Annotated in this window: 17 protein-coding genes, 3 pseudogenes and 1 riboswitch; of the genes and pseudogenes, 5 read left to right on the forward strand and 15 right to left on the reverse strand. The window is 39.9% G+C overall.

The features are described 5' to 3' along the window. Positions 1–172: 172 nt before the first annotated feature. The 5 genes from NDM98_RS18645 to NDM98_RS18665 all read right to left on the reverse strand — a co-directional run bounded on the left by NDM98_RS18645 (position 173) and on the right by NDM98_RS18665 (position 6,134). Positions 173–916: a MetQ/NlpA family ABC transporter substrate-binding protein gene (locus NDM98_RS18645; RefSeq protein ID WP_251610837.1), complete on the reverse strand. Its 744-nt coding sequence runs from the start codon at positions 914–916 to the stop codon at positions 173–175. Positions 917–1,063: 147 nt separating this feature from the next. Continuing rightward, positions 1,064–1,663 (reverse strand): methionine ABC transporter permease, encoded by a 600-nt coding sequence (locus NDM98_RS18650; protein WP_373370431.1) that lies wholly within the window; start codon positions 1,661–1,663, stop codon positions 1,064–1,066. 73 nt (positions 1,664–1,736) lie between these two features. Beyond that, positions 1,737–2,765 carry a methionine ABC transporter ATP-binding protein gene (locus tag NDM98_RS18655; RefSeq protein ID WP_251610839.1) on the reverse strand — a complete coding sequence of 343 codons (1,029 nt, stop codon included), beginning with the start codon at positions 2,763–2,765 and terminating at the stop codon, positions 1,737–1,739. A gap of 159 nt (positions 2,766–2,924) precedes the next feature. Next, positions 2,925–3,027, reverse strand: a riboswitch (SAM riboswitch). Positions 3,028–3,087: 60 nt separating this feature from the next. Continuing rightward, a complete protein-coding gene (locus tag NDM98_RS18660; protein ID WP_251610840.1) occupies positions 3,088–5,208 on the reverse strand; it encodes a YecA family protein in 2,121 nt (706 codons plus the stop codon). A gap of 392 nt (positions 5,209–5,600) precedes the next feature. Then, entirely contained in the window at positions 5,601–6,134 is a 534-nt protein-coding gene (locus NDM98_RS18665) for a stress protein (RefSeq protein ID WP_251610842.1), read from the reverse strand. A 266-nt stretch (positions 6,135–6,400) separates the two neighbouring features. Here NDM98_RS18665 and NDM98_RS18670 point away from each other — a divergent pair. Further along, a pseudogene (locus NDM98_RS18670) lies at positions 6,401–6,653 on the forward strand (GlsB/YeaQ/YmgE family stress response membrane protein). A 47-nt stretch (positions 6,654–6,700) separates the two neighbouring features. Here the strand turns inward: NDM98_RS18670 and NDM98_RS18675 are convergent. The 3 genes and pseudogenes from NDM98_RS18675 to NDM98_RS18685 all read right to left on the reverse strand — a co-directional run bounded on the left by NDM98_RS18675 (position 6,701) and on the right by NDM98_RS18685 (position 8,924). Beyond that, complete coding sequence (locus NDM98_RS18675) at positions 6,701–7,552, reverse strand: alpha/beta fold hydrolase (protein ID WP_251610843.1); 852 nt, start codon at positions 7,550–7,552, stop codon at positions 6,701–6,703. Positions 7,553–7,565: 13 nt separating this feature from the next. Next, positions 7,566–8,131: pseudogene (locus NDM98_RS18680) on the reverse strand (class I SAM-dependent methyltransferase). Positions 8,132–8,144: 13 nt separating this feature from the next. After that, complete coding sequence (locus NDM98_RS18685; RefSeq protein ID WP_251610845.1) at positions 8,145–8,924, reverse strand: class I SAM-dependent methyltransferase; 780 nt, start codon at positions 8,922–8,924, stop codon at positions 8,145–8,147. Between the two features lie 107 nt (positions 8,925–9,031). On the opposite strand from NDM98_RS18685, the gene NDM98_RS18690 reads away from it, so the two are divergent. Together NDM98_RS18690 and NDM98_RS18695 are read left to right on the forward strand one after the other, a co-directional pair. Beyond that, entirely contained in the window at positions 9,032–9,337 is a 306-nt protein-coding gene (locus NDM98_RS18690; RefSeq protein WP_251610846.1) for a hypothetical protein, read from the forward strand. After that, complete coding sequence (locus NDM98_RS18695) at positions 9,334–9,531, forward strand: hypothetical protein (RefSeq protein ID WP_251610848.1); 198 nt, start codon at positions 9,334–9,336, stop codon at positions 9,529–9,531. The genes NDM98_RS18690 and NDM98_RS18695 overlap by 4 nt, the downstream gene beginning before the upstream one ends. 431 nt (positions 9,532–9,962) lie before the next feature. On the opposite strand, the gene NDM98_RS18700 is transcribed toward NDM98_RS18695, so the two are convergent. The 6 genes from NDM98_RS18700 to NDM98_RS18725 all read right to left on the reverse strand — a co-directional run bounded on the left by NDM98_RS18700 (position 9,963) and on the right by NDM98_RS18725 (position 14,890). Further along, a complete protein-coding gene (locus tag NDM98_RS18700) occupies positions 9,963–11,204 on the reverse strand; it encodes an MFS transporter (RefSeq protein ID WP_251610850.1) in 1,242 nt (413 codons plus the stop codon). Between the two features lies 1 nt (position 11,205). Further along, positions 11,206–11,598, reverse strand: coding sequence for a VOC family protein (locus NDM98_RS18705; protein WP_251610852.1), 393 nt, complete (start codon positions 11,596–11,598; stop codon positions 11,206–11,208). A gap of 784 nt (positions 11,599–12,382) precedes the next feature. Continuing rightward, the gene (locus NDM98_RS18710) at positions 12,383–13,024 is read right to left on the reverse strand and encodes a response regulator (protein ID WP_251610853.1); all 642 of its coding nucleotides are present in this window, start codon (positions 13,022–13,024) and stop codon (positions 12,383–12,385) included. Continuing rightward, positions 13,021–13,935 (reverse strand): sensor histidine kinase, encoded by a 915-nt coding sequence (locus NDM98_RS18715; protein WP_251610861.1) that lies wholly within the window; start codon positions 13,933–13,935, stop codon positions 13,021–13,023. The genes NDM98_RS18710 and NDM98_RS18715 overlap by 4 nt, the downstream gene beginning before the upstream one ends. A gap of 192 nt (positions 13,936–14,127) precedes the next feature. Then, the gene (locus NDM98_RS18720; RefSeq protein ID WP_251610864.1) at positions 14,128–14,376 is read right to left on the reverse strand and encodes a GAF domain-containing protein; all 249 of its coding nucleotides are present in this window, start codon (positions 14,374–14,376) and stop codon (positions 14,128–14,130) included. A gap of 52 nt (positions 14,377–14,428) precedes the next feature. Further along, the gene (locus NDM98_RS18725) at positions 14,429–14,890 is read right to left on the reverse strand and encodes a YozF family protein (RefSeq protein WP_251610866.1); all 462 of its coding nucleotides are present in this window, start codon (positions 14,888–14,890) and stop codon (positions 14,429–14,431) included. A gap of 218 nt (positions 14,891–15,108) precedes the next feature. Here NDM98_RS18725 and NDM98_RS18730 point away from each other — a divergent pair. Both NDM98_RS18730 and NDM98_RS18735 read left to right on the forward strand, forming a co-directional pair. Further along, positions 15,109–17,167, forward strand: a pseudogene (locus NDM98_RS18730) (HelD family protein). A 72-nt stretch (positions 17,168–17,239) separates the two neighbouring features. Beyond that, entirely contained in the window at positions 17,240–18,172 is a 933-nt protein-coding gene (locus tag NDM98_RS18735) for a phosphotransferase family protein (RefSeq protein ID WP_251610868.1), read from the forward strand. Here NDM98_RS18735 and NDM98_RS18740 read toward each other — a convergent pair. Next, positions 18,169–18,777, reverse strand: coding sequence for a DedA family protein (locus tag NDM98_RS18740; RefSeq protein ID WP_251610870.1), 609 nt, complete (start codon positions 18,775–18,777; stop codon positions 18,169–18,171). The two genes, NDM98_RS18735 and NDM98_RS18740, sit on opposite strands and share 4 nt — an antisense overlap. Between the last annotated feature and the right edge of the window lie 105 nt (positions 18,778–18,882).

Raw genomic sequence — 18,882 nt, forward strand, 5'->3', positions numbered from 1 at the left:
TTCAAGCACTTGTTTAATGTCATATACAGTTGATAAAGTAACAGCAGTGTCCTTTCCATCTAGAGATCTTATCGTAAAAACATTATTGAGGAGCGATAAGGACCTTCCTTGATCTGTTGAGTTGCTGACACAAAAAAAGATGCCTGCGCACAGACATCTTTTCCTCCACACATTAACGTGGATATTCATTTAATTCATCTAACGAGATATACGTTGGAATTGTGGCTCCTTGGTATTCATCAATAATAAATTCTTTTACTTCATCCGTCTGATAGATCTCCACGATGCGTTGTAATGCTGCATCATCTGCGTTATCTGTACGTGCAGCGATGATATTAATGTACGGTGTTGCTGTCTCATCTTCACGTGCAAGTGGATCATCTGTTGGGTTTAGTCCTGCATCAACAGCAATTCCGTTGTTGATAACCGCTGCATCCACATCCTGCATTAATCTTGGTGCATTAGCAGGTACGACTTCCGTTAGTTTAAGATTTTTAGGGTTATCTTTAATTTGATCCAAGCCACTAGTCACACCAAAGTCATCCTCAAGCTCAATTAGTCCCGCTTCTTGTAAAAGCATTAGGTTACGCGCTTGGTTTGTGACTTCATTTGCAATTAGAATTTCCGCTCCATCTGGGATCTCATCAACGGAGTCATACTTATCTGAATAGACCCCTAGCGGAGCAAGTATTGTCGTTCCAATGGCTTCTAGATCTAAATTATTCTCTTCTCTGAAATTATCAAAGTACGATACCGTTTGGAAGGCATTGGCATCAATATCTCCGTCTGCAAGAGCTTGGTTAGGCTGGACATAATCATTAAAACTGACAATATCAATATTAATGCCTTCTTCTTCAGCAATTCCCGAAATAAAGTCCCACTGGCGTGAATCCGTACCCGAAATACCAATTTTCACATCTACCGGATTATCTTTGCTGAATCCTTCTGTATCTCCACTTGTACTATCATCATTTCCTTGCCCGCATGCTGTTAATGCTAGACACCAAGTCCTGCTACGATTAGTTTAAATGATTGTTTCATGAACTCTCTCCACCTTTTCTTTTTATCTTCTTCTAGAATTTCTTGCGAGTATATTACCAAGCGACTGCAAACCTTGAACCATAACAATTAGCAGCACGACTGTAATCACCATAGTGGCATCGTCAAAACGTTGGTAGCCGTAAGTGATAGCTACATTTCCAATCCCACCAGCTCCGATAGCTCCAGCCATAGCGGTAGCACCAACGAGACCAATTGTTGCGGTTGTAATACTAAGAATTAATGAACCCTTTGCTTCCGGTAGTAGAAAGCGGAAGATAATTTGCGCTTTGGAGGCACCCATTGAATCAGCCGCTTCAATAATGCCAGGCTCCACTTCTAAAAGCGAGTTCTCAATTAACCGTGCAATGTATGGTGCAGCATACACAACAAGTGGTACAACAGCTGCCTCCATGCCAACAGCACTTCCAACAATAAGTCGGGTAAACGGAATAATAGCAACCATCAAGATAATAAATGGAATGGATCGCAAAACATTAATAATGGGATTTAATATATTAAACACCCAGGCACACTCAAGGATATGACCCTTACGTGTAACCACAAGCACAACCCCAAGCAAAATGCCTAAAATGGCTGAAAAAATTAACGATAGGAAAACCATATACAATGTTTCATATAAAGAGGTAAGCAAAATGTCCGTTGAAATATTTGGTCTAATGGACTCGGGTAAACTTTCAAGCATCTAGCTTCACCTCCGATACCAATAGTTCTTTCTCCTTAATAAATCGAAACGCAGATTCAAGTGATCCTGGATCTCCCTGCAACTCCACCGTTAAGCTACCGAAAGGGGTATCCTGGATCTCCGTTATGTTTCCAAACAATACATTAACATCAACATCAAAATTCCTAACAAGCTCAGACAAAAGCGGTTTACCTGATGATTCCCCAATAAATTCGATTTTGTAGATTTTAATTTGTTCAGACCCTTTTTCAAGGATTTTTCGTACACTTGCCGGTATTTGATCTTTAAATACAGATCGAACAAAATTTTTGGTTGTCTGGTGCTGTGGTTTAGAGAAGATATCAAGAACCGTTCCTTCTTCAATAATTCTTCCTTCTTCCATAACCGCAACCCGATCACAAATTTCTCGAATGACACCCATTTCGTGTGTGATGATTAAAATTGTTACGTTAAATTCCTCATTTACACGCTTTAAAAGCTGAAGAATCGAACTGGTCGTTTCCGGGTCTAAAGCAGATGTCGCTTCATCACATAGCAGGACAGCTGGATTAGATGCTAATGCACGGGCAATACCAATCCGTTGCTTTTGACCACCAGAAAGCTGTTCTGGGTAGCTATCTGCTTTATCTGATAGACCTACAAAATCCAGTAATTCTCTTACACGTTTTTTTAATTCTGCTTGTGGAGTTCGCACAAGACGTAAAGGAACTGCCACATTTTCAAACACTGTTTTAGACTGCAGTAAGTTAAAATGCTGAAAAATCATACCGATGTTGCGCTTAGCCTTCTGCAGTTCGCCACCCTTTAACAACGTTAAGCTTTGTCCATTCACAATCACTTCGCCATCTGTTGGTCGTTCTAGCAGATTAACACTGCGAATCAATGTACTTTTACCGGCACCACTAAAGCCAATGACGCCTGATATCTGTCCCTTATCAACTCGGAAGTTTACTTCATCAAGTGCTTTAACTTCTCGTTCTTTTGTTTTAAAAACTTTGCTTACATTTTTAAATTCAATCAATGGTCTACCCGCCTTCCGACTAAATATAACTACACACATAAACATACTTGGTTTTGAAACCGATATCATGCTCCAAACCCTAATTAAAAACTTAATAAAACGAAAAACCCTCCTATTCGTTTGAATAAGAGGGTTGAAATGGTTTAGTAAGTCATTCAGCTCTTATCATCCAGGAATTTAACCTGCAGGAATTAGCACCTTCCGCCGTGGCGGGGTTGCTGAAGCGTCATAGGGCCAGTCCCTCTGCTCCTCTTAATAAGAATATGTTGTTGTGTTAAAACAATAACAGATCACGCTGAATCTGACAAGAACTAATTATTTCCTATAGATAACTTATTGCTTCTTTTGGATACGCATTAAGTAGTTTCTTAAGTATCGGCTGATTGTTGTCATCCTGTGAAATGACTGCCTCTAAAATCAATCCACTATGCACTTGGCTTAGTGCTTTTTTCGGCAAAGTAATCGATATACTCTGCTTACTATCAATCGATTTAACCTCAACTCTATCTTCCTTCACATCTTGAATCTTATATAAACCGCCAACCGCTTCTGGATCAATCTCTTTTTGGAATTGCGGTAGTGAAAAACGCCCTGAATCCGTTGTAAAATTATAGACCTGAACAGCTTCAATTAAGGACGCTTCAAGCTCTGCACAAACAGCTGATGCATCAGTATGAATGGCAGTTCTATGCTTTTGATCCAACCACTTTGTGAACATTTTTATTGTACTTAGAAGATCCTTCACCTGTGTCTGACTGATCACCACATCTTCAAATAAATCAATTAACAGATGTTTTTTCCAAAATTCCTTGGTACAGTCTGACCAATCTTTTACCTTTTGCACTTCTAATGAGTAACGTATATTAAAAAGACTCATTCGGTATTTCCTTACCGTATTTGCGCCTTTTCCATCCGTTTTCTCCTTAAAAAAGCTAAGAATAGGATCGTGGTAAAAGGCATCGATCGAATCTGGACTAAAGCCTAGATCTTCATACGTGTTGATATCTTCTTTTTTGACTGACAAAAACTGATTATCATGATAATAAATTGGCTTTATGCTTGAGTCACGATTCTCTTGACCTGTAACAAATGGAGAAGGTGATAGCCCCGCATCTTTTCTAAATGGATTAATATCAAAAGTAAAGTCGATATCATTATATTTAGCAATCACTTGATCATACAAATTAAATTCAATTTGTTTAAACCAACGATCTGCTTCTTCAAATTGACCATGATCAATTAGTTGATAAATACTATTCTGACCTAGTGCTGGGATAGGTTGATCTAAGTCCATATCCTTAGCACGCTGTGCATAAAGCGGGAAATATTCAGGCGCTTCTCCTGTCATTTGCATCAAGTTATTTGAAAATGCCATTCCACTGCCCAATTTGCCGCTGGTTGATTCTTTAACGTCTCCCACAAATTGAGGATAATCATTTAATAAATCTCGGAATTGTACAGCCTTCTCTTTCTTATAAGTGATGTACTTTAAGCTATCATTAGTAAATTCGAGAGTCGCAACAGCTTCTGCCATTAATACTTCACTCTCTATAATACTATCCTTGTACACTGCCCAGTTTTCCGCTTGAGTTAAATGCTTGTGCTCCTCACGCCAATCATATACAACAAACTCATCCTTATCTCTAAGTAAGGTTGCAAACGACTGAACATCTGTAACAGGCGCTTCAAAAGTAATTAGAGCATTTGACTGTTGATTTTCCAAGTCAGGTCTCTGTTCCTTCTCTAAAAGCGATCCTAAAACTTCAGGGAAATATTGAATCAATACATCTACAACTGCGATATCATGTTCAGTTGCCAGCTGATTCACTTTTTCTACGCTACGGTCAACATGATCCGGCCCTTGAAAGATTCGAATTCCATTAAATAATGGTGTATCTCCAAAAAATTCAACAAGCCCTAGCGTTCCATACCAAGGTCTGAAGGTCGGAAGGTTCTCGGTATCCTTAGCCATTTTAAATGTCTCTTCCGTAAAGACATCAAGGAAAACAACCTGATTATTCTCTTCATTTACAGCTTGAACAATTCTTGGTTTAAGAGTACTCCATTGTTCTGCTAAGTTTTTTTCATCCGCTTGCAGCCTATATGCTTCTTCTTTCAAAAACCAATCAATCCCGGTTAAGCCGTTTTTATGGATTTGAAAGAAATTAAGCCAGAAATTAACGTACCCTTCTTCAATCTGTTCAGGCACAAGCTTTTTAGAGCGCTGATGAAACTCTGATTGTAGCTTTAAAAATTCATTATATGTAATCTGTTTATCCATAAAAGCTTGTAGCTTTTTTGTCAGCTGATGTTTTTGTTGCGCAATACGTTCTTCACGAGCTTGATTGATATCTATTACCTGCTGCTTGTTCATACAGCATTTCTTATATTTTTTTCCGCTGCCACACGGGCACGGTTCATTTCTGCCAGCAATCATTTCCATATTTACACCTCTATTAACCTTTGTCAGCTTATAATGTAACATAGGTTCGAGGGTTTCTGTTGAAAAATACATATTGGTTATTATTAGAAAATCTAAATGGCGCAAAGGATTAAAAGTTGGATCGATTAAAATTCATCAAGCTGTGGTAGGTTTTACTAAGACGAATCCATGCTATAACAAGACAAATCGGGCTCTTACTTTATTAAGATGAAATATGATTTTATTAAGATCAGAACCTCCTTGCCAAGCGCATCACTCATTCCATTAAGACCAGAACCTCTTCACCAAGCTTCTCCCATACTCATCAAGAACAATTCTTCTCCAAGCAAGACGCGCTCACAACACATAAAAAAAAAACGAAATGGACATTTCGCCCATCTCGCCATCACATTCTATGGTAGATGAAATTCTACCGTTCCACCATCGCGGTCAAACCAACCATAAAAGGCCCAGTTATCATATCCGCCATCACCATTATTTACAAACGTTCCTTCCTCAAATGCCCATACTCCATATACCGCACCATCATAAGTGAAGGTGTCAAAATAGTGGACGCCACTATAGCTTGATTCATCATAGTCATTACTCAAATTCAGCACCATTACATTTAGACTGTAATCCGTGTGAAACGATACAGTTTCACGTGCAGCTTTGACAAAACCGCCTCGATTATCAGCTGTTTTTATGGTTTCAGAAATACTGTCAAAAATCGCTACCGGGTCGATTGTAATATCGACATTCGGTGCCTTAGCCTGTGCTTGCTGCTCTAGGGCTTGTCCCTTCTCTTCATCCGACAACTCTTGCACTGCTGGTTCCTCTGCCTTTGCTACATTGCCATGTGCTCCATAACTTGGGATCGCAATTGTCATCCCAAGAATCGCTGCTCCTGCCACGGTGCTCATCACTTTTGATCTGGTCTTCTTCATTGTTTCTCCTCCTGTTATGGTTTTTTTGTTGTACACAGGTTACAATACCCCGCTCCAACTCTCCAAAACTTGGGAAATAACCGATTTAATTTTGCCAAACTTCATCATTTTTTTACCATTCATAAATGAAGGACCCCTTTTGAACTAAGCTTCCATCCAATACGCATGCGTGATTGCGTACATTTGGGAAATGCATTAATAAAACCTTCTTTTGTGGACACAATAAGCACTATCTTGAGTGATTAAATTAAAAGGAGGCAGTATCTATGGGATTTATATGGAGTTTAATTATTGGCGGATTAATTGGATGGGCAGCTTGGAGCTATTACAGGAAAAGGCGTTCCATTTGGAATTATTGGTAACATCATTGCCGGTTTTATTGGTGCAAACCTTGGTGTATGGTTACTTGGAAGCTTGGGGCCATCACTCGGTGGGTTCGCATTACTACCTGCTTTAATTGGAGCGATTATCCTTGTGTTAATTGTAAGCTTAATTCTTAGGTCAACCAGAAAAAAATAATCACCAAAAAAGCTATCCCATCAGACTAAAGGGATAGCTCCTTTTTATTAGGCGTGTTGCTCCATTCTTTTAAAATGCTGAACAAGATTATTAAAAGCTTCTGGCTCCTCTAAAAAAGGAAAGTGATTACTTACTTTAAAAACCACGAGCTTTGAGTTCGGTAACTTTTCGTCGATATGTTCTGAGCATGCAAGCGGGCACTGCTTATCATGTCTGCCACAACTAATAATAGCAGGTATTTGAACCCTTTCTAGTTGCTCAAAGAGATCAAACGTAGGTAGCTCTTGATAGGAAAAAAAATCAAGCCTACTAGCTACCACTTTGCCGCTGCTTGGTTTAGAAAAATAGTCTTCATAGTTCTCTGGTTTGTAGAGCGACATTTCAGTCCATTCTCTACCCGCTGCCTTCCTTTGATCAGGAGAAGATTCAGTGGATTTGATGATATCCAACAATTCAAGTAAACGTGGGTTAAGCGGGTTTATTTTGCTATACATACTATCTGGGTGTCTCATGTATTCATGACTTGCGGCCCCTGCATTAATAAGAACCTTTTGTAAGGATTCCGGGAAATGAATAGCGTACACCAAACCTAACATCGCCCCTGTTGAGTGACCGGCAAAGCTCCAATAATTAATTTTTAAGGCTTCGCGTATCGCTTCAAGATCACGAGTACTCTGCTCCATACTTAACTCATCATCCGCGCTAGCCCTGCATGAATTTCCTGCATTGCGCAAATTGATTAAATACACACTAAAATGTGACGTAAAAGGGTCAGCAAAATATGTTCCTTTTTCGTTAAATTCACTATATAAATGCGTGACACAGAGAGGTTCTCCCTCTCCCTTTTTAAACAGTTCAAATGTACCTGTCTCAGTCTCTACTAACTGCTGCTTCCACATTATTATCCCTCCACTATGCCTTTTTCACAGCATCAAGTATAAGCGATGGAAATTCAGGAACCTCCCCTTGATTCCTTGGATCGTACTTGGAGGATCTAAAAATAACTCCATGCTCTCCTGCCCAATTCTGTTTATGAAAGCGACCTTGCTCATCAAAGTACTCTAGCAATTTCACTTCAAAACCAGCCTCTTCAAACAGTTTTTGTAAAGTTTTGTATGTATACACAATTTTATGATCATAAGCAGGATGATCCCGAGGACCGGGTCCACCGACCTGTATAACTTGTTGATATTGCTCATTTGGAAACAAACCGTCCGGGACAGCACAGCGAAAATATCCTCCAGGCTTGGAGATAGTGCAAGGCATGTTTGGCAGCACAAAGACCCTCATCATATGTTAGATGCTCCCAAACATGCTCTGCAAGCAGTGCAGTTATTGATTCTTTTTCAAACTGATTACTCCAAGCTTGTTGAATTAAGGATATCCAATTCGGGTTCCTCCGTATGAAGCCAGCCTGGATTGTTGTTATATCCACCGGCTCCAATGACTACCTTCAACTCTTTATCCATAAGACGCACCCTCCGACTCTATCTAGTTGCGAAATCCAAACCACACACTCCAACGGTCCTTTTCGATAATCTGTCCATTGTCCGGTAGACGTACAGAAATATAATCCACAAGTTCGTTTAGTTGTTCATCACTCAGCTCATGCAAAATCGTCCGCCCTCTTCTTGACTGTAGATCCTCTTTAAGCTCTTTAAATGAATCATAAATTGAACGTGTCTCCCATAGCGGCAGCATCTCCACACGATTAAACCCAGCTTCAACTAAAGCCGAACGCACTTCTTCATCTGAAAAACGACGCTGTTTCTCCGTTTCAGCTAAAAAAGGAAAACACTCAAACAAATACCCTCTAATATGCGTAGAAGATCCTTGCAGCAAACAATCCTCAGGTGTTCGATCCTGAACAATGAACACACCATCTTCAGCCGAGAGTGCCCGTGATACTTCATCAAAATTCGCATCTAGTCCTGATAAATGATGGATGACAGCCCGCTCAAGCACCACATCGAGACTATGATCAGTTACTGGCTTCAAATCCTCACAATCAGCATAGTCATAGCTGATTTTTTCATCTGACGTTTTCGCTTCTGCCGCTTCCAACATTCGAACAGAAGAATCCAAACCCAAAACCGATGCAGGGCCTTGCTCCGACATCATCCGCGTGTAAATTCCACCACCACAGCCAATGTCCGCTACTTTTTTATCCGTTAAATCAACCTTAGACTGAATAAGACGAATCCAATCATCATGCGCAATCCGCTCAGCATACGTATACTTATTTTCCAATTGGTCGAATTGATTTTTCATTTACATTCACCCCTTTTCATTACCACTTCTCTATAAAGTACTCTTTTTCCTGCTATTAACATTTTTTAATCTAGTTATAATAGAAAGAAAATAGATGGGGGCTACCTATGACCAAAATAGGAAAGTTTGTGATCTTTGTTGTTGGTATGTTTCTATTTTTATCTGCATGTCAGACCGAAACAAATGCTTCCATAACGCTAGGAAAGGATCCTAAAATCTCCCCTCCGATTTTAAACGTTATTATTGGCGAAGAAACAATTGGAACCACAAGTGGAGCTTATTGTTGGACTGAAGAAGTTAGTCGCAATCACGAAGTAAGCGAATGTACAGATACGGAAGACCCTGTAGTAATAGAAAAAGCGAAAGAAGGAGAACCACCAGCTTTCCCCCGTTGGATCTGCAGCGGATCTTGAGTTCTCCATCTCTGACCAAGCCAACAAGTGTATCGCTGACCGTTCAGACACGAACTGATGGAACCGAGCAAGACGTCACGTTAGCCGATCAGACATTTAATCTTCCGCAAGAACCCGATGATTATATCTATCGCGTATCGGTGAATTGGGAAAAAGGCGATACCAGCCATGCTTTTATCATAAGAGTGGAATAATTCGTTTAAACAAACGTTTGATTAAGAATTTGGTGAGGGGATTAGTCTTATCAAGAGGAATATGATTTCTACAATGGTGGGTAGTGTCTTTAGTAAGTAGCAAGCTATGTTAACAAGAGACATTCCTTTTAGACTAAGACGGATCTAATAGATGTAACACACTACAAAGAACGATGTTTCATTTACCAAGGAACTCTGTTGTCATACCAAGACCTACATTCTTCAATCGATCCTCTCTAGGCGAAACAAACAACTAAAATATTGTTTGTTTCGCTTTTTTACTTTATGTTAAGTTTATACCCTCAAAAGTGCTAACCAATTGGGAATCACTCTATCCTGGTTACTAATAGGCTTAGTCATGTGTGCTTGCTCCGCTTCTCTATGATACTTCGCTCTTTTATCCTGTGAGACCTGTTTATAAAAATCTAGCATCATGCACCTCCAGATGTTTTCGCTAAAGGGATTGTTCTCTTAAAGCTAGAGAGCTGTGACCGATTTTTATATATTAATACGAGTGCTAGCAGTGATAAGACCGCTGTGCTTAAAAAAGCTAACTGCACACTTATCCAGTCCAATGAAAAAGTGAATGTCAGAAGCAACAAAACCCTCATCGCCATTCCGACTGCTTCAAAAATACCATTCACTCGTCCAATTCGATCATTCGGGATAGTCGCCATCATGATGTTTTGCTTACAGATTCTGCTCCCTGCATTACCAAGACCATGAAAGACCTGCAAAATAAGAAAGATCTGGACGATTGGAACAAGCGCAACTAAAAACAAAGATGCTGTATAGATCGCGACAGATCCTACTGCTGCGATCCAAGGCCCAAAACGAGCAAAAACGATTGAAATAAGAATGCCAGCACAGATTGCACCGATTGAATAAAACATATTCGTAAATCCATAAATAGAGGCATCCGCTTGCAAGGTATTATTTATATAAATTGGTCTTAGATAATTCCCTATCATAAGTGTTAGGAACGGGATCATTAACGCAAATATACTTAAGCATAACTGCAAGTTGTTTTTTATAAAGGTTAAGCCCGCATTGCCTTCCTTGATATGGTTTACTGAGTGAAGCTCAACCTTAACGTTTCCTTGATTTGGAAGCTTCCAAATCAGTAGTAAACTAATTATGCTACTGACAACAACGAGAAAAAGAACCTGTGATGGGGCGATAATTTGAAAAAGCAAACCTGCTATGCCACCCGCAACCATACTCGCAGACTGTGATTGGACCTCTAATAGACCGTTTAATCGGTTGTGTTTGTTTTTATCAAACAATTGTTGGACAAAAGCCATTAAATTAGGAAAGTGAACACCGTAATATGCAACAGAGGTAATGTATAAAATGATTAATTGCCAAGTATGCAGACCATTGTTTATTAGGCCGAAGAGCGCAATCGGTGTAACAATGACCAACACGAACAATTGATTTAATTGGAAAATCAGCTTTCGTGAGATTCGATCAATCATCACACCAATATACGGTGATCCAATAAATAGCATGATGGTTGTAGCAATCATCACAAGACCAAGTAGTTTTTCCCCTTGCTGTCTGTCTACAAGTAACCAAGCGATCCCAAGACTTAAGATTCCCATGCCAACAGAGGCAAATAGATTTGATGCAATTAACAGGAATACTCTTCGGTCTTTCAATACTGAATCCAATTTACTGCAATCCTCTGGTATTCATCAGCACCACGCGCCAACCATCTGGATCTTCAATTGTTATCGCCAACTTCCTCCAATAAGGGTTTTCAGGTTCAACTTCTGGATAGCCCATTTGATGTAACCTTTCTGCCACTCGCTTCATTTCCACTAGATCCAGCATATAAAAAACAAGTAGGTTATCTTTAGTTGGAGCAGGACAAGGGCTACCATAGATATGTTGTGTGAATTCTAAGTGGTATGAAGTGTCAGGCAGACCGTACATCACCCCATCGTAGCCGTCGTGATTTTGAAACCCACCAATTCGCTTTAATCCAAGTCCTTCTTCATAAAAATGAATGACATTATCCAATTGATCTGTTGGTCGTGCAAAACGCATTTGTATCGCTTTCATTGATTTATTCCTCCCTATTTATCAAGCTCTGACTTCACTTTAGCACTAGGAAGACTAGGTCAAGAAGCTACATATGATGGATCTTCTCTCAGCCTTTTGATGTAGGAAGGTTTTGATTTTGGTATAGCTTTTTCCATCTGGATGTCTCTTGTTAAGATATAAAAATGTCCATTTATATTCCTATTTTCAAAAGCAATTGCTTGTAAACGCAGTTAGGTCTTGCTAAAACTGAGATTACTCTTAATAACATCCGCTTAGCTCTTAGTCCTAGGGCTTGGATCTTGATGAAGTATGATTTGTTCTTGGTGTTAGCTTAATTTCTCTTGATATGACCCTCAATCACTTGCTATAGCAAAGATTCGAGTCAAATAGCAAGAAACAGCGAAGTTTACCAAGAACCCCGCCACCTCCAACCACAAAAAAGCAGCCACCAAAATTTCGATGCCCACTTTTTTGTCCGTTATATGTATTATCTAAACAATGAAAACCACAACGGAACAGTTGTTACTTCAAATTCATCCGTTGTACACGAGGACTCCGGGGAAAATACTGAGTCTTCCATTTCGCTATATATCGCATCATCAATATTATTTGTAAATCCAGCCTGATCAAAACAAGCAGGAGCGCTATATTCATTCAATGTATAGTCGATAATGACGGTTTGATCATCTGGAGAATCTACTTCTCTTGGGATGACAAATCCTATTATAATGATAACTAAACTAATAAATACACCGATTAACCGAGCGATTTTTTTTCATACGAACTTTTCTCCTTTTACATTTTATAAAACGGTTGGTTTAGCAACACCTGCTTGAATAGCAAACAAGGCGGCCTGGGTTCTGTCCTGCAACTCAAGCTTTGATAATAAATTTGAAACATGCGTTTTCACTGTTTTTTCAGAGATGAAGAGGGTTTCTGCTATCTCTTTGTTGCTTTGTCCTGTACTGATTTCTTTCAAAACGTCTATTTCTCGCTCTGTTAAGGTCGCGAGTCTTTTTTTAGTGGTATCCTCTGAAACATGAGAAAGAACATGCTTCATCACTTGTGGATGGAGTTTACTTTCTCCTTTGTGCACCGCTTTAATCGTTTCAACAAGCTCCTCTGGCTCTACATCTTTAAGCTGATAGCCAGCAGCACCTGCTTGTAAGGCCGGTATAACATAATCCTGATCTGAGAAACTAGTCACTATGAGAATACGAGCGTTTGGCCATCTCTTAAGTAATTGCGCGGTTGCATCAATACCATTCATAACTGGCATATCCACATCCATTAAAACAACATCAGGCAAAAATCGTTCATACATCGTGATTGCTTCTTGCCCATTCGTTGCCTCACCCACGATCTCAATCTCAGGAATAGCCTCAAAAAAATAGATTAAACCCTTTCGAACCATTTGGTGATCATCTACAATTAATAGCTTCATAACTCGCCTCCCGTTTCTCGCGGAATGTTAATCTCCCATCGAGTTCCTTCGCCCTTTTTAGACAATAAAACAGCTTTCCCTTGAAGGCTCTCTGCTCGTGAACGGATGCTTTTGAGGCCTAATGAACCTGACCGAACGCTATCAAATCCTACACCGTCATCTGAAATAATAAGCTGTCTATGTTGATCTGTTAACTGGATAGAGATATGTATGGCAGAGGTACCTGCGTGTTTTTTTGTATTATTTATTGCTTCTTGCGCAATCCTGTATATCTCTTTTTGTTCATATTCAGTGAAATTGACACGACCAGTAACAGATAACTGCACATCCACCCCTATTAAATCTCCATACCGACAAATAGAAGATGATAAACTACTTTCTCCCCCATCATTTTTCCGCACTTGAATAACTTCTTTTAATTCACGGAGAGCCTCTTGTACTATGTCTCCTAGACTATTAAGTTGATCTTTCGTTTTTTCATCCGTTAGTCTAAGAGATACTCCTTTTAGACGCAGCTGTAATGAAAACAATAATTGATTAACTGAATCATGCAAGTCATTTGCAAGTTGCTGTCGTTCTTCCCGCCGAGTTAATGATTCTTCCAATTCAAGCAAGCGTTGTCTTTCTTTAAAAAGGTGGAGATGTTCTATTAATTGAGTGATTAGCTCCTCACTGAACGTGTGCGAACCATAAATCTTTACAGTTGGCTTATCGAATTCCACTCCATCAAAATCAAAGGTATTCTTTATCTCCTGCACTAGTTCTTCATCAGAACTTTGAGAAGAGATGGTATGTAAATGCTGTAGAAAGGCACTTAATTGACTGAACTCCTCAGCACGCTTAGATTCAAGTTCAAACAGCTGAACCCGATTAATGGCTGTGCCAATCTGGTAACCTATTGTTTCTAACAAATTTAATTCATCATCTTGAAAATGTAACTTTCCAGGCGAAGCTATATTTAAAATTCCAAGCGGTCTCTCTCCAAGCTAGGATAGGAATCGTTGCATGATGAGTAATATGATTTGTGTCGCCCCAGTCCTTTTCTACAGCTCGCTCCAAACGCTGACATTCCAACATATTCACTGCGTTTGCAAGTGCACCCTTCATAAATTGATTTTTGCACAGCAGCCTCCCTTTTTTAATGGACCACAGTCCTCTCGCGAAAGCCCTGCTGGAACTCCAGATTTTGCGGCAAGTGTATGCCTGCCTCGCTCATCCACTAAAAAAATCCACCCACTTGTAAAACCTGTGATGTTTAAAACCTTAGTTAAAACGGGTGTAAGCATAGAGGTCACATCGGTTCCCTCATTTAGTGTCTTAGAGATTTCTTTTAACGCGCGAAGAATATCCACATACGGGACCTCCTTCCACTTTTTTCTTAGTGTATCATATTTAGTCGTTCGTTTAATGAGTGAAAACAAACGTTTCTTTATATGGACGATCTCCCTCTTCACCCGATGTCCAAAGTACGTCAATTTCAATTTGTTTTGCTTTTTTTGTGACGGAGAGTGCTGAATGAACAGCTTTTCCATCCAATTTTGTGAGGTCGACTGCTCTTTGCTCATCTAATATGGCTAGTCCATACCTTACATTTGTTTTGGCTTCATCCCGATAAGCACGAACCATAACTGAACCAAGCTGTCCTGACTTATTTTGAATCTCTAGTTCATAGGTATCAAATTTCTTTGGATCTGGTTTTTCTAATCTAGAGTCGTTTTTTGCTTCCTTGATTGATACCGTCCAGTGTTCGGATTCTTTCACCTGTGGAAGCTCATCAAAAGTTAACGCTTGTGTTCTCATCGTTAAAACACCAAATGTCAGTAGAACCGATAACAAACCGACGATCCATACACGGTGAGTTCTCATAGCACGTCACTCCTTTTCCATAGTTTTTGCAAAAGAATCTTAGAATATCCAGAAAAAACGACAAAAAAAGAGACACCTTTCAAGGCATCCCTTTTCCAATATATGTATGATCTATTTTAGGCAGTTGTATAGTATGTAGCTTAGCAAATTTTTAAATATAAGTCTATATTTTTTTCTGATTTTAACTCAGAATAATTGTATACATAGGAGGCGATACAATGAGCGATTCATTTCAAGAGGAATATCAGGTGCTACAGCAGAAGTTGCGTCAAATTCATTCTTATGGCGAAACACTTGAAGCCATGCCCAGGTACCGTGGAGATGACTTTAACGAACAGGTTCTAGAAGACAGCCGCGAAAGACAACGACAGATCATAAAAAAAGCGAGCCAAGAACCTTACTTCGGCCGCCTAGATTTTAAAGAGTACTCTCAAGAAGAATCAACACCCTTATATATTGGAAAAGCCGGCGTTCACGATGAAAAAACGGGAGACGTTTTAGTGGTGGATTGGCGTGCTCCTGTATCTAGTCTTTTCTATGCTTTTTCAGGCAGTGAGGAGGATGTGTACTACGTCGCACCAGAAGGAGTGGTTGATGGAACCATCGGGTTAAAACGGAACATAATGATTCGAGAGCAAGAGTTGCAACGTGTTGTAGATAGCTACAAGCAAGGGGAGTCAACAAGTAGTGGTGGCGATGAATTTTTATTGTATAAACTAGGTGAACAAAAGGATAATCGCCTACAAGATATTGTTTCGACAATTCAAGGGGAGCAAAACGAAATCATTCGCCACCCTCAAAATAAAGCAGTCATCATTCAAGGAGTTGCGGGAAGTGGAAAAACCACCGTTGCTCTGCACCGACTTGCCTATCTACTGTACGAGTACCGGGAACAGATACAAGCAGAAAACATGATCATCTTTGCCCCAAATGCCATGTTCCTTGATTATATTTCACAGGTTCTGCCTGAGTTAGGGGTAGGACATATCCGACAGACGACATTTCATGAGTGGGCCATCCAGACGCTCGATGATCCGGCTATTCAAATAGCAAGCCAAACACATAAGCTACAGAAACGATTTGAGCAAACCGAATCTACTCTTGATCAAGCCACTCAGTACAAAGGATCTGTTGCTTTTAAGCAATGTATCGAGCAGGAATTGCTGGAAATTGAAGAAGGCTCTTTTCCTACTGAAGACTTTCAAGCTTGGCATGGAGCAACTCTCTCATCTGAAACGTTAGCTAAGTGGCGTACAATCGACTTTCGAGACTCCCCCGTTCGAGTAAAACATGAAAGAATCAAAGCGCGAATGAAGCGCTGGATTGAAATCGAAGTCAAACAGCAATTTTTAGATAAAAAAGAACAGCAAGAGCTGCGCAAAGACACAATGGCTAAGCTACGAACGTTTTTAGCAAGAATTAAAAAAAGAACACCGTTTCAGCTTTATAAGCAAATCCTTAAAAATAATGAGATGTCGCTTCAGGAGAATATGGTGGAACCAGAAGACCTTGCCCCTCTTCTCCATATTCATCATAGATGGATTGGACTCGATAAGGAAAAACGCTTTGACCATGTTGTCATTGATGAAGCACAGGATTTTTCACCCTATCAAATTGCCGTTCTACAAGAACAAACCAGAGGGCAATCCTTCACGATCCTAGGTGACTTATCTCAGGGCATTCACAGCGTTCAGGGGATTGATCAATGGTCTTCCTTTGAACATCTCTTTGGTGAAAGAAAAACGGCTTATTTTGAGATGAATAAAAGCTACCGATCTACGTATGAGATTATTGAGTGCGCAAACCATATTCTAAAGCAGTTTCCACAGCGTAGGGTTATGGCAGAGCCTGTTTTTCGTAGTGGGGAACCTGTGTCTATTCGTCAAGTTGAGCAGGAGGATATGAAGCAGGAAGTACAAGGCTGGATAACTACCATGCAGAATGAAGGATTCCAGACAATTGCCGTGATAGGAAGAACTCATGATCAATGTTCAATCATGTATGAGAAACTAAGTGAAGATAACAAAGAGCTTACCTTTATTCAGGCAGAGGATGATGCCTATAAAGGGGGAACCTCGATTTTACCCGTCTATCTCTCAAAAGGTCTGGAGTTTCGATGCCGTTTTATTACTTGAGGTGGATCAGCATAGCTATCAACACATTCCAGAGCATATAAAACTTCTCTATGTTGGAGCAACGAGAGCACTTCACCGACTAGAGATGTTCTATGCAGGTGAGATTACACCTCTTCTAAAAGACTATTCAGTGAGCCAGTAGCTTGTAGCGGAGAAGGTAGCTCTATGTACCTCTCCGCCCCATTCTAATACTATAAGGAGTAACCAACTAGATATGATAGATTTAACTTTGTTACAGAACTCTATTCCAGCTATACAGCATGCTACTACATTAGAAAAAATACACAAAGGATTTTCACCTGATCACAAATACATCGTTCATTTTCATCATCAACCATCACTTATTTTAAGAGTCGGTAGCTCAGGGACTATGGATGACCGGAGAAAAGAAGCGAATCTCTTGCTTTCTCTACATGATAAAGGCGTGCGTTGTCCTAAACCAATCGACAGTGGACACCTTCTTTCGTTAGACCATTTCTACCATCTCTATTCGTATATAGATGGAGATGATGCAGAGACTACTTTACCTCAGTTATCCAAAAACGATCAGTATCAAATCGGTTTAGTAGCCGGAAGAGAACTCGCTCTTATGCATACGGTATCAGCTCCAGAATCCATAGCCTCATGGGAGGAAAGAGCACTAATCAAACATACTAACTATCTAGCTAGCTATCATTCGAGCGGAGTAAAACTGCAAGATGATCAGAAGTTGATCGATTTTATTGAAGCAAACAAACATTTTCTAAAAAACCGTCCTAATCAATTTCAGCATGATGATTTCCACCTGAATAATATCATGATTAAGGACAGCCATTACTCTGGAGCGATTGATTTTAATGGGTATGATTGGGGAGATCCGTATCATGATTTTGTCAAAATCGCCCTTTTCTCAAGACAAACCAGTATCCCTTTTTCAATTGGACAAATCCATGGATACTTTAATCATCAGATCCCAGAAACGTTTTGGACTCTCTATTCTATTTACACAGCTATGACTGTTTTTTCATCAATCGTTTGGTCTTTACGCGTTGCACCGGAACAATTTGATGAGATGCTCGGCAGACTTCACACTGTGCTTCGTGACCATCATTCATTTGATCAAGTTGCACCCTCTTGGTTTACAAGAAATGTTCAAGCGTTCCTCTAAGATCGTCTACGGCGACGAATATACCAAATCACTACGAGAATTGCGATGACAGCAATCGCCACATACGCAATATCTGAATAGACAGCCATATAACCTAGTACGTCTTCCCATGATTCGCCAAGCCTTGCTCCTAGCAGAACCAGTATCGTATTCCAAATAATTGTCCCTAGTGTTGTAAACAACAAAAATAGGAAAAACGGCATGTTCGACATGCCTGCTGGAATGGAGATGAGGCTTCGAATTAAGGGTATCATTCGACAGAAAAATACAGTCCAGATCCCGTAGCGGTCAAACCACGCATCCGCCTTATAGAGATCCTCTCGTTTTAGTCGGAGGATTGGTCCAAACCGATCAATGATTTTCTCTAGTTTTGCTACATCAAGAAGTAGTCCAACTCCATACAAAACCGCTGCACCAATGACAGAACCAAGCGTCGAGGCGATAATGACTCCCGTTACTGATAAGTTTGTAGTTGTTGTCATAAAGCCGCCAAACGTCAAAATAACCTCTGATGGGATCGGAGGAAACAGATTTTCTAGAGCAATCATAAGAAATACTCCGAAATAGCCATACTCCTCCATAAAAGTCATAATCCACTCTTCCACCACATGACTTCCTTTCCAAGCTAGATTTCAATTACTAACTTGAAAATAGCAGACTCACATATTTATAGCTAGCTATTTTTTTGAGCGATGATAACACCAAGTAAG

It is taken from the genome of Alkalicoccobacillus plakortidis, assembly GCF_023703085.1.
Classification (GTDB): domain Bacteria; phylum Bacillota; class Bacilli; order Bacillales; family Bacillaceae_D; genus Alkalicoccobacillus; species Alkalicoccobacillus plakortidis.